Below are 10,791 nucleotides of genomic sequence, written 5' to 3' on the forward strand. Positions count from 1 at the left end.
ATAGGCATGAAATTTAAATTATTTTAACTTTTACCATAAAAGTAGCGCAAGAGCCCATAATTGTTGTACAAGTTATTGTGAAATTTAGTTATGCGGCATCTCCAACTTGCTACAAATAGGTTGCGGTTTCTCATTGTCGTTTTGTTGATGGTGGGTATATTTTTTCGTTTTTTCAACCTCGATCGCAAAGTTTACTGGCACGATGAGACTTTTACTTCATTGCGGATTTCTGGTTATACAGCAGATCAAGTCAAGCAGCAAATATTTAATGGTCGCATAATTAATAAGGAAAGTTTTGCCAAATTTCAAAGTCCCAATCTAGAGAAAGGCTTAAGTGACACAATTATATCTTTGGAAAAAGACGATCCACAGCATCCACCACTGTATTATATACTCGCTCGGTTTTGGGTGGAAATATTTGGTAATTCGGTGACAGGAATCAGAAGTTTATCTGTTTTTATCAGCTTGTTGATTTTCCCCAGCATTTATTGGTTGTGTCGAGAATTATTTAAAGCATCGGGATTGGTATCTGAGGTTGCGATCGCACTTATGGCAGTCTCCCCAATTCACTTAGTATACGCCCAAGAAGCACGAGAATATATTCTCTGGATAGTGACTGTATTACTATGCAGCGCTTCACTACTACGAGCATTACGATTGGAATCAAAAAATCGAGTACTACGCATATTAAATTGGGGAATGTATGCAGTCACTTTAGCGCTTAGTCTCTATACATTTTTGTTCACTGGATTTGTTGCCGTTGCTCATGGTATTTATGTAATTTCCACTGCGAAATTTAAGTTTACAAGAACAGTCAAAGCATATCTATTAGCATCTATAGCAGGGTTTTTAGCTTTTACACCTTGGATACTGGTTTTAATAGTTAACGTGTTGCAAGTAAAGAGTTCAACAGCCTGGACAAAGAGACATTTACCCCTAGACATTTTAATTAAATCTTGGCTTTTACAGTTAAATCGGATTTTTCTTGATTTAGACTTTGGCTTTGAAAATCCGTTTAGTTATGTAATTGCGCCAATTTTTTTAGTTCTTATTGGATATTCTATTTATTTTATTTGTAAAACAACTAACTATAAAATCTGGTTGTTCATCGTCACGCTGATTATGATTCCGGCACTACCTTTAATGCTACCAGATTTACTTTTTGGGGGTATACGCTCACTCGCAGAACGTTATTTATTAGTTTCTTATTTAGGAATTCAACTAGCTGTTACTTATCTACTAGCTACGCAGCTAAATAATCAGAGTCTTGTACAACGGAGAATCTGGCAAACAATCATGGGACTAGTGATTATTTGTGGGCTAGTTTCTTATGGAGTGAGTTCTCAGGCTGAAACTTGGTGGAGTAAGGTTATTAGCTATGGTAATCCACAAGTCGCAAAAATTATCAATCAGGCTACTCATCCACTTTTGATTAGCAATGATTCTGGTATTAATTATGGGAATGTCTTTTCTCTCAGCTATCTTTTAGAGCCAAAAGTGCAGTTTCAATTAGTAAAAGGCCATTCTATCCCCAATATTCCTGATGAGTTCACTGATATTTTTTTACTAAATCCTTCAGATACCTGGCGCAAGGAAATAGAAACAAATTATAATTACAAAATGTTTGTTGCCTATGGTGACAAGAATTACTTAGTCTGGAAAATAGAAAATCCACGTAGCGACGTATTTTTTGAAAAAATTAGAACTTAGCCAAAGCTATACGCTGTAGGTATGGGCGATTTATGTAGACGAATTCGCTTCTCTACGAGAAAAGGCTTTATTGCCCTTACCTGAAATAAATATTAAACTAATTCTCATCTGAAATTAATTTAACTAATGATACGATACTTTAAATTATACTTTATGATGAATTAAATTTTTCATTGAAAAGTGTTGTATGCAAATAATAGATTTTCTTGGTCTTTTACATCCTGCGATCGCAATTATATTCGTGTTTCCACTCATCGGTACAGTAGTTAACTTTGCTTGGCAAACACGCCAACGCAGATTGCAAATTTTAGCAGGGAATAAGAGTAAAATTCCTCCAGTGGTGGGTGCAGAACATAAGCAGTTAGGTGAAAGGCTGACAGGTGCAGTTGTTGGATTAACTTTAATCGGATTAAGCTACCCTATTGGCAAAAATATTATCAAAAATCAATTGTGGAATAAAACACCTTTCCAAGTCATTTTTATCCTACTAATATTTGCTGCCACCATCGCCTCCTTAGTATTTCTTTATCGGGCAAAGCAGAAAATGTGGCGGGCAGTTTTTGCAACTTTAACTGGTGCAGGTTTAGTAATTATAGGCTGTCAAGATGGCGTATATCGCCTCACTCAAGAGTGGTATTGGTCACATTATTATATTGGGATTACCGCAGCATTGCTGATGATTTTTTCACTAGCAATTGTTCAAGATATTTATCAAGATAAATCTAATCGCTGGCGTATCGTCCATACGATTTTAAACTGCATTGCTTTGTTGCTATTTATTGGACAAGGCATGACAGGAACGCGAGACTTATTAGAAATTCCCTTGAGTTGGCAAGAACCCTACATTTATCAGTGTGATTTTGCCAATAAAACTTGTCCAACGCCAAATCCTCAAGCACCAAAATAACCCAATGCCCAATGCCCAGTGCCCAACTATAATAATTTACTTGCCAAATCATTCTAGTGGCAGAGTGACAATTACTGTTGTGCCAACACCCTGCTCACTTTCTAATTGAATATGACCACCATGTAACTCCACACACTTTTTAACTATAGTGAGTCCTAGTCCTGTTCCTTGAATTATACCCACATTACTGGCGCGATAGAAGGTTTGAAATAGATGAGTTTGGTCTTTGAGAGGAATTCCCATTCCCCGATCTCTGATCTGGAAAATTGCGAGGCGATCTTTGCAAATCAAATCAAACCAAATAGTGTCATTTTGAGGGGAATATTTGATGGCATTGGAAATTAAATTGGTTAAAATACAATTTAGTAAGTCTTCATCCATTTGGGCTTGGGTTGATTCACCTTGAAAAGTAAAGATAATGCTGTGCTGACTACCTGCATTTAGTTGAAGAATATCTGTGAGTTCACTACAGAAATTTTCTAAATTTAAAAGTGTAGGGTTGTATTCGAGTTTGGCTGCTTCCGTTTTACTCAAGAACAATATCTCATCTAAGAGATTAAGCATCTGGTTGATAGCATTTTGTATTCGCTCAAAATATTTAGTTCTACGGACATCAGTTAGTTTATTACTGTTGTATTCAAGGATATCTACAGCCGTCCGAATCGTAGTCATAGGGGTACGGAACTCGTGGGAAACCATTGCTACAAAGTTTGACTTTAACTCGTTGAGTTCCTGTTCCTTTGCCAGCGCTTGACGGGTGCGTTCTTCACTCTCGCGTAGTTGGTTGATAATTTCGCTTCTTTCAATGGCATAGCGAATGGCACGTACTAACCATTCTATAGTCATTTTATCTTTAACTAGATAATCTTGCGCTCCTTCTGCTAATGCTTGCAGTGCTAAATCTTCATCATCAAGACCTGTTAATACCACAACTGGAATATCAGGTACTGCGGCCCGAAATTCTTTTAACGTGTCCAGTCCAATAGAGTCTGGAAGGCTTAGGTCTAACAAAACTAGGTCGAATCTGCGTTGCTTTCGACTCCCTATCTGAGAATTATCAAGGGTGGATGCAGAGTTTTCCCTGCTAGCTTCTATCGCCTCAGATAACCGTTCAACGTGTAACATCTGCCATTGTTCTTGATCTGCATTTAAAAATATCCGGTGTAGCAGATGAGCATCACTTGTACTATCTTCTACTAATAGAATGTAAATTGCGAGTTTTTCCATAGTACAGGGTTATATCAATTTGTTAGATAATCACCTGATTTTCTATTTATCAGACAGGGTTTAATTCTCTGGTGCTATAAGCAACAACTGAAATTTCTAAACCAATTACTTTTCTTATTTTTTGATTTCGGTTAATACTTCGCGCCATCCATTTCTGGAAGATTTAGATCGAGTAAGATTAAATCTGACTGAGGAAAATTAGTAAACTCTTTTTGCTCCCGTAAGTAGTTCATAGCACTTTCACCATCCTCAACCCAGTGCAAGTTGTTGGCGATTTGAGCATTTAAAAAGCTTTTAATAGTTAAGTTAGCATCACCAGGAGAGTCTTCAACCAGCAAAATTTCAATGGGTCGCAATGCTTGACAGGAAATCATACGCTTATTAGAAGGTTACTAAGCAGTTGTTAAGTATATATATTTAAAGATACCTTAATTTGCGTTGACGGTAAAATAAAATACTGTTCTTACGTCTGGTTCCGATTCAGGCCAGATGCGACTACCGTGCCGTTCAGCGATTTTTTTGCAGATAGCTAGACCAAGATAGCTAGGCCGAATGGCACTAAGAAAAGCCCAAAGACTTGTCTCACCAAGTTCCCAGCCTCTAGGCTGGGAACCAGTCAGATTAAGGGCTGTATCTTTTCTTAGTGCCATTCGCTTATGACCCCAAAAAAATAAGTGAATAATTGTAGCTGTTACACTACATATTCACTCGATACTTACTGTATTAGGGTGATTATAAAAAGCCCGACGAGATGATTAAAACTTGGGAAAGTTCAAACCAATTAACGTGACTCAGTTCCTTGATTGGGGCTACCTGCTACAGAATCTTCTCCTGGTGCTTCTGGAGTAGCAGTTTTTTTAGCATCACTCTTTTCAGCATCGCCAGTTTTGCGGATACCTTCTTCGATAGGGGTTTGGTAGCCACCAGAAGCGGTAGGAGTAGCTTCTTGATTATTAGATTTTTCTTTTTGTTGTTCAGCCATGACTACATTCCTAATGATTTAATCTTGCGACTATCTTAAAAAAATTAGGGGTGTGAGTGTATCTATCCAGAATATAGTTATGGCTGATTCGTCCCTCTATCGTAAGTATTGTTTAGTACTATTCATGTATGCTGATGAAAATCCACAAATATAGAATTTGTTAACCTTAGAACGCTTGCTGTCATTAAGAGAGAACTTGGAATGGGTTTTATATCCAAGATGCTTTTAAAATTGCTTTATTGATAGTTGACAAAAAATACCAAATCATCTATATGGATCTGAATGAATAGTATGGTGTGATGATTATGATACAAACTATCAAAGTGTAACTAATGAACCAGAGCAATCTATCGTTACCATCTGGATGTATCCTTCGCAAGGCAACCTCTGCGGATCAGTGGTCGATTCGATTGCTGGTATTTTCAGCGAAACTCGACCCAACTCAATTAAATTGGCAGCAATTTTGGGTAATTGAATGCGATGAGAATTTGATAGCTTGCGGACAGCTACGTAATTTCTCAGGGGCACAAGAACTTGGTAGCTTGGTCGTTGCATCAGCTTGGAGGGGTCGCAGTTTGGGTAGTTTGCTAACACAGCATTTGATTAATACAGCAACGCAACCACTTTATTTGGAATGTTTAGGTCAACGGCTGGTACAGTTTTACAGTTGCTTTGATTTTGTGCCAATATCTTTTGAAGACTTGCCACAATTTCCCAAGACAATAGGCTTATCTACGCTCAAGGATAAATTTAGATTCTCGCAGTTAGCTAAAAGGCTGCTCAAAGTTCCTGTGGTGTTTATGGAATATCGAGGTCGGACTAATTCGTAATTTTGGCAGCGTGAGCAGAAATTAGCTATGTCCTTTGCTGTATGGCGGGAGCAATAGTCAGTATTATAATAAAGCAGCATAAGGGCAGGGCGAAACCCCGTCGCTTCCGACTGAAGAAGAGTGAATCGTATACACAACCATGAATGTACAACTTGTTAATTCCCTCGTAGAAGTGGTACTAAACCTCTCCCCTGAAGAGCAAAAACTCTTTCAAGAAAAGCTTAGTAACAAGCATTTAACCTTACTAACTAGTAAACCTCAAACATCATCAGAGAGATTATTACTTTGGCAGGAGTGGATAGATACAGCACCAAAAAGCTATGCCAACCTTGATGATGAAGCTCTGCGTCGAGAAAATATCTACGATGATGAAGTAGGCTACAACTTATAAGATTTCAGGTAAACGCACCCACGATTTACGCATACAAGCAGTAGTGCTTGCCCATAACATCAGCCATATTCTGACTTTAAACCCAAAAGACTTTGTAGAAGTTGAAGGAATCACTATTGTTCATCCCAATAGCATAAAGAGCTAGAGGCTGGGATAAGCGTGCGATCATAATTTTGATACAAGATGTTTCCAGCCCTTTATTCTCCCTCATTCGCTATTTTTAACTTGGAGGTTTAGCAAAAATCGTTAGTAAGACAGGCCCTAGTAAATAATGGTGATTCAAACACAATAGCCCAGCAGAGGAGCCAAAAAGTTGACGCTGATTAGGGCTGTAGAGTCTAATTCCACGGGGAGAGATGGGTAATAATTGAGGTTCTGTCTCTTTTTTGGAAGTAATGTCAACCAAATAAAAGCGTCCACCAGGAGAAAGTACCCGTGCTATCTCACTAACCACCTGTTTAGGTTCCAAATAGTGCAAGAAGCTGATAGTACTGAAAACGGCATCAAATTGACCATCAGCAAAGGGAAGAGACTCAGCTTTGCCCTCAATATAAATTATGCGTGGACGGTGGCGGTTGCTCTGTCTTGCTACCCGCAACATATTAGCAGATAAATCCAATCCGGTAGCTCGTAGATCGGGAAACTGAGTAGCAAGGCGTTCAAGTAAGCGTCCAGTACCACAGCCGATATCAAGTACATTTGCTGGCTCTGGTAAATTGACGTACTCCAACAAGCGTTGGTGAATGGCTCGATAAAACACTGAAGGAAAGAACCAATCGTAACTTGATGCCCAGAGGTCAAAAAGTAGCTTTTTGTTATTGAAAAAGTTATCAGTCATTAGTTTTCGCAGCTTTCTTAAAGCTTGATGCTTTTTGAGGGTAAGTTTAGCTGCGCCTCCAAGAATTTGGTTAACTATACAAATTAACTATACAAATTAACTATAGCGGTTCTGAATTGGTTGTAATATTGGGCTTTTGTCGGGTTAGTTATACAAAGCTAAAGACGGACTAATATCTAGGTTCAATGCCAGATAAAATTAATGTTTCTACCGATTGGCTATCGAGGGGTTGGGAGAAAAAATATCCCTGTGCATATTTGCATTTCATCACTCTAAGTTGTGCTAGTTGCTCTAGTGTTTCTACGCCCTCTGCTATTACATCTATATTTAGACTTTTTGCTAGGGCGACGATCGCTTGAACAATCTCTAAGTTTTCTCCATTAGCACCAATTTTAGCAATAAAGGAGCGATCGATCTTCAAAGCGTTACTGGGAAAGCGGTGCAGGTAACTCAAGGATGAATAGCCGATGCCAAAATCATCTAGGTGTAACTGGATATTCATCTGTTGTAGTTGTAATAGCATAAAAGTTGCTAATTGCATATTTTCCATAAGTACGCTTTCGGTAATCTCCAGCTTTAAACTGCCAGGTTCTAAACCAGTCTCTAGTACAACACGGCGGAAATGAAATGGCCATTAAATAGCCAGAACTTTACCTGTGTATGTCCACTTAAAAGGTTTAGCCATTGTTTGATTAAAGTAGTCAATAAAAGCAAGAATTCTAGTTTTGAGGTCATCCTGACTTTTGAAGCTGGCACGTTTGAGTAACTTCCGTACCAAAATACTAAACCAAATCTCAATAAGGTTTCGCCAAGAAGAATGTTTAGGTGTGTAATGAAAAACAATTTGATGTGTGGGGTCACTCAAAAAAGCGGCTCTTGTTTTCATTGATTGGAGAATGCCACTTTCACCTTTAACACCAAGGTCAATATTTAACCCTTCTTTTTCAGCGACAAGACGAACTAATGATTCAGACTGGTGAGTGTTCAGACAGTCCATAATCAAATTCCATTTCCGAGCATTCGGATCACTTTCAATCGTTCGACGAATATTTTGAGCAAAATCAAATTCAGTCCTTGTATCTCCACAAGTTGCTTCAATAATTGTGCCTGTAGCAACATCAAAATTGGCGATGAGCGTTTGTGTGCCATGACGAATATACTCAAATTCCCTTCTTTGCACTTTTCCAGGTCGCATGGGTAGGTCTTTTTCGAGGCGTTCCCTCGCCTGAACACCTGTCATTTCATCAATAGAGATTGTTCTCTCCCCGTTTTGGTGATGCTCAATTGCTTTGGTATATAAAGTAGTAATATTTTCGACTTTGCGATCAAATTCTTCATCCACAGGGGGGGTTAACCAGTAGCGACTCTGGTGGGGCTTTAATTCTGCTTCCTCTAATAATCTTCCTACATGGCGAGCAGATATGCTTTCAATTATCCCTTGTTTCATAATTTCATCGGCCAATTCACGGGAAGTCCAATGACTTATCTGTCTTCCAGAATCTTCGGGTGGAGAACAAGCAAGTGCGAATAACTCGACTACTTGCTCCATACTAAACTTCGCAGGTGTGCCAACACGCTCTAAATCTTCTAACCTTTGACTGACCAATAACTGACTATCACTGCTGGCTAACCATCGGTTTCGCCATAAAATCACCATATTTCGACTAATATTTAATATTCGAGCTATTTCTCGGTTATTTTTGCCCAAGTTGGCATATAATACTATTTTTCCCCGCAGTGCTATTTGCTGTGGCGTGTTATGTCGCTTAATCAACTGTTCTAGTTCTGACTGTTCATCATCCCTCAGTTTTAATGTTTGTGGTGCTAATCTTGCCACACGCTGATTCCTTTTTATAACTCAAAACAACTTTAATTGTACTTACTTATTATCTCATCATAATGGTTCATTAACTTACGCCGCGCTGTACTAGTGCCTCGCGCAACTCGCGGGCAACAGCAGGGGTAAGTCGTGCTAGATTGCCTTTAATGATGTAGTCATGGGCACCAGCTTTCATGGCGGCGACTGCGGTATCTTCACCAATAGTCCCTGAGACGATAATAAATGGTAGGTCAAGTCCACTTTCCTTAACCTGCTTCAATGCAGCAGGGGCGCTAAAGGTCGGCATAGAATAATCACAGATAACGATATCCCATGTTTGCCCTGCGATCGCAGTTTTCATGGCTGTAGGTGTATCAATCCGTTCAAAGGTTACTTCATAGTCACCACGTTGTAGTTCACGCAGCAGCAACAAAGCATCATCTTCTGAATCCTCAACAAGTAATACGCGCAGAGGTATACTCATGTAATTCGTAATTCGTAATTAAGAAAGTCAGCCTTACGTCTATAACCTGATTTTGGAGGATTGGTAGAAGCTATGTTCTTGGCGGTGATTCGTTCAAGACAAACCAGTACAAACCTAGTTGTCGCACTGCTTCACTGAATTGGGAAAAGTCTACTGGTTTGCGAACATAGCTGTTAGCACCCAAGCTATAACCATTGATTAAGTCTTGCTCCTCTTTGGAGGAAGTGAGAATGACGACGGGAAGGATTTTTGTTCTGTCGTTGGTTCGTAGCTGTCGCAAAACTTCCAGACCATCCATTTTAGGCAGTTTCAAATCCAAAAGGATGAGATTGGGCATAATGCTCATGTCGCGATCGGTGTATGCACCTTTACCAAAGAGATAATCTAGGGCTTCCACCCCATCGCGTGCTACCACTACCTCGTTCATAATATTGTTTTTCTTAAGTGCGCGCAGAGTTAGCGCTTCATCATCAGGATTGTCTTCTACAAGTAAAATCATGTTGTATTCCTATAATTAAAGGGTGAAGTAAAATGTTGCGCCTTGCTCCACTGTGCTTTGGGCCCAAACCCGGCCACCATGACGGTGAACAATGCGCTGCACAGTAGCTAGTCCAATGCCAGTACCTTCAAACTCAGTCATGGCGTGTAGGCGCTGAAAAGCACCGAAGAGTTTCTCAACATAAGCCATATCAAAGCCTGTACCATCATCACGGACAAAATATACATGAGTATTAAGCTGCTGTACAAGCCCAAATTCTATCCTTGCTCTTTGATGTTTTCCTGTAAACTTCCAGGCATTACCCAGTAGATTTTCTAGCACGATCCGTAATAGATGAGGATCACCATTAGTAACCAACCCCGGCGTAATGATAAACTCTACTTGGCGTTCTGGTTGTGTTTTGTGCAACTCTGTAGCGATCGCCTCCACCAGTGCGCTGAGATAGACCTTTTCGCAACGCATCTCACTGCGCGTCAATCGTGATAGATTCAGTAAATCGTCGATCAATTGTGCCATCCGTTGGGTAGCTGCACGCACTCGTTGGAGGTAGTTTTGACCTAATGCGTCCAGCCTGTCAGCATAATCTTCTAGGAGTGCTTGGCTAAAGCCGTCGATGCTCCGCAAAGGGGTCCGCAGATCGTGAGACACAGAATAACTAAATGCTTCCATCTCTTTGTTAGTGGCTTCGAGTTGTGCTGTGCGTTCTGCAACTCGCTGCTCAAGCTGGACGTTCAGGCGGAGAATCTCTGACTCTGCTTTTTTGCGTTCATTAATTTCAGTTTGTAATTCTTCGTTAGTGTTTCTCAGTTCAGCAGTCCGTTTATTAACCTTTATTTCTAACTCATCACGAGCTTTTTGCAGAGAATTTTCCATCCGTTTGCGTTTGACGAGTTCCTGATTAGTAATCGTGGCTGCTAAACCAACGATAATAGAAGCGATAATACTGCCAAAAATAGTTAGGAAAGTTGTTTGATGAGCGCTGGCGTTCGCCTCAATTGAGCGCTGTTTCAATAACTCATTTTCTTCGTTCTCCATCGCTGTAGTCAGCATCAGGGGAAACGCATCTAATTTGTTTTGACAAAATGTAACTTATATGAACGCAGA

At 39.7% G+C, this 10,791-nt stretch carries 13 protein-coding genes and 1 pseudogene; 4 read left to right on the forward strand and 10 right to left on the reverse strand.

Features of this window, described 5'->3' with window-relative positions:
* Positions 1–90 precede the first annotated feature (90 nt).
* Both HWQ37_RS28315 and HWQ37_RS28320 read left to right on the forward strand, forming a co-directional pair.
* Positions 91–1,710 carry a glycosyltransferase family 39 protein gene (locus tag HWQ37_RS28315; protein WP_292753749.1) on the forward strand — a complete coding sequence of 540 codons (1,620 nt, stop codon included), beginning with the start codon at positions 91–93 and terminating at the stop codon, positions 1,708–1,710.
* Between the two features lie 187 nt (positions 1,711–1,897).
* A complete protein-coding gene (locus HWQ37_RS28320) occupies positions 1,898–2,617 on the forward strand; it encodes a DUF4079 domain-containing protein (protein WP_292753750.1) in 720 nt (239 codons plus the stop codon).
* A gap of 48 nt (positions 2,618–2,665) precedes the next feature.
* Here the strand turns inward: HWQ37_RS28320 and HWQ37_RS28325 are convergent, their stop codons facing one another.
* From HWQ37_RS28325 to HWQ37_RS28340, 4 genes are all read right to left on the reverse strand, one after another.
* Entirely contained in the window at positions 2,666–3,844 is a 1,179-nt protein-coding gene (locus tag HWQ37_RS28325; RefSeq protein ID WP_292753751.1) for a hybrid sensor histidine kinase/response regulator, read from the reverse strand.
* Positions 3,845–3,975: 131 nt separating this feature from the next.
* Complete coding sequence (locus HWQ37_RS28330) at positions 3,976–4,218, reverse strand: response regulator (protein ID WP_292753752.1); 243 nt, start codon at positions 4,216–4,218, stop codon at positions 3,976–3,978.
* A 54-nt stretch (positions 4,219–4,272) separates the two neighbouring features.
* Complete coding sequence (locus HWQ37_RS28335; protein WP_292753753.1) at positions 4,273–4,494, reverse strand: ATP-binding protein; 222 nt, start codon at positions 4,492–4,494, stop codon at positions 4,273–4,275.
* A gap of 131 nt (positions 4,495–4,625) precedes the next feature.
* Complete coding sequence (locus tag HWQ37_RS28340) at positions 4,626–4,826, reverse strand: hypothetical protein (RefSeq protein WP_292753754.1); 201 nt, start codon at positions 4,824–4,826, stop codon at positions 4,626–4,628.
* Between the two features lie 332 nt (positions 4,827–5,158).
* On the opposite strand from HWQ37_RS28340, the gene HWQ37_RS28345 reads away from it, so the two are divergent.
* Positions 5,159–5,656, forward strand: a complete 498-nt coding sequence (locus tag HWQ37_RS28345) for a GNAT family N-acetyltransferase (RefSeq protein ID WP_292753755.1) — start codon at positions 5,159–5,161, stop codon at positions 5,654–5,656.
* A gap of 139 nt (positions 5,657–5,795) precedes the next feature.
* Entirely contained in the window at positions 5,796–6,047 is a 252-nt protein-coding gene (locus HWQ37_RS28350) for a hypothetical protein (protein ID WP_292753756.1), read from the forward strand.
* 220 nt (positions 6,048–6,267) lie between these two features.
* On the opposite strand, the gene HWQ37_RS28355 is transcribed toward HWQ37_RS28350, so the two are convergent.
* The 6 genes and pseudogenes from HWQ37_RS28355 to HWQ37_RS28380 form a co-directional block, all read right to left on the reverse strand.
* Positions 6,268–6,885: a class I SAM-dependent methyltransferase gene (locus tag HWQ37_RS28355; protein WP_292753757.1), complete on the reverse strand. Its 618-nt coding sequence runs from the start codon at positions 6,883–6,885 to the stop codon at positions 6,268–6,270.
* Between the two features lie 169 nt (positions 6,886–7,054).
* Positions 7,055–7,483 (reverse strand): annotated as a pseudogene (locus HWQ37_RS28360) (EAL domain-containing protein); the annotation flags it as partial.
* Positions 7,484–7,519: 36 nt separating this feature from the next.
* Positions 7,520–8,722 (reverse strand): IS630 family transposase, encoded by a 1,203-nt coding sequence (locus HWQ37_RS28365; RefSeq protein WP_292753758.1) that lies wholly within the window; start codon positions 8,720–8,722, stop codon positions 7,520–7,522.
* Between the two features lie 70 nt (positions 8,723–8,792).
* Positions 8,793–9,188 carry a response regulator gene (locus HWQ37_RS28370; RefSeq protein ID WP_292753759.1) on the reverse strand — a complete coding sequence of 132 codons (396 nt, stop codon included), beginning with the start codon at positions 9,186–9,188 and terminating at the stop codon, positions 8,793–8,795.
* Between the two features lie 70 nt (positions 9,189–9,258).
* On the reverse strand, positions 9,259–9,687 hold the full coding sequence (locus HWQ37_RS28375) for a response regulator (protein WP_292753760.1): 429 nt from the start codon (positions 9,685–9,687) through the stop codon (positions 9,259–9,261).
* A gap of 15 nt (positions 9,688–9,702) precedes the next feature.
* A complete protein-coding gene (locus HWQ37_RS28380; protein WP_292753761.1) occupies positions 9,703–10,722 on the reverse strand; it encodes a sensor histidine kinase in 1,020 nt (339 codons plus the stop codon).
* Positions 10,723–10,791: the final 69 nt, after the last annotated feature.

Origin of the sequence: Nostoc sp. NMS4 (assembly GCF_017115095.1) — a bacterium.
Lineage (GTDB): Bacteria > Cyanobacteriota > Cyanobacteriia > Cyanobacteriales > Nostocaceae > Nostoc.

Excerpts from the sequence above, each read along its gene's own strand:
- HWQ37_RS28320 (WP_292753750.1), top strand. The coding sequence starts at position 1,898 with ATGCAAATAATAGATTTTCTTGGTCTTTTACATCCTGCGATCGCAATT.
- HWQ37_RS28380 (WP_292753761.1), bottom strand. The coding sequence starts at position 10,722 with ATGGAGAACGAAGAAAATGAGTTATTGAAACAGCGCTCAATTGAGGCG.
- HWQ37_RS28315 (WP_292753749.1), top strand. The coding sequence starts at position 91 with ATGCGGCATCTCCAACTTGCTACAAATAGGTTGCGGTTTCTCATTGTC.
- HWQ37_RS28345 (WP_292753755.1), top strand. The coding sequence starts at position 5,159 with ATGAACCAGAGCAATCTATCGTTACCATCTGGATGTATCCTTCGCAAG.
- HWQ37_RS28340 (WP_292753754.1), bottom strand. The coding sequence starts at position 4,826 with ATGGCTGAACAACAAAAAGAAAAATCTAATAATCAAGAAGCTACTCCT.
- HWQ37_RS28325 (WP_292753751.1), bottom strand. The coding sequence starts at position 3,844 with ATGGAAAAACTCGCAATTTACATTCTATTAGTAGAAGATAGTACAAGT.
- HWQ37_RS28350 (WP_292753756.1), top strand. The coding sequence starts at position 5,796 with ATGAATGTACAACTTGTTAATTCCCTCGTAGAAGTGGTACTAAACCTC.
- HWQ37_RS28375 (WP_292753760.1), bottom strand. The coding sequence starts at position 9,687 with ATGATTTTACTTGTAGAAGACAATCCTGATGATGAAGCGCTAACTCTG.
- HWQ37_RS28355 (WP_292753757.1), bottom strand. The coding sequence starts at position 6,885 with ATGACTGATAACTTTTTCAATAACAAAAAGCTACTTTTTGACCTCTGG.
- HWQ37_RS28335 (WP_292753753.1), bottom strand. The coding sequence starts at position 4,494 with ATGGCACTAAGAAAAGATACAGCCCTTAATCTGACTGGTTCCCAGCCT.
- HWQ37_RS28370 (WP_292753759.1), bottom strand. The coding sequence starts at position 9,188 with ATGAGTATACCTCTGCGCGTATTACTTGTTGAGGATTCAGAAGATGAT.
- HWQ37_RS28330 (WP_292753752.1), bottom strand. The coding sequence starts at position 4,218 with ATGATTTCCTGTCAAGCATTGCGACCCATTGAAATTTTGCTGGTTGAA.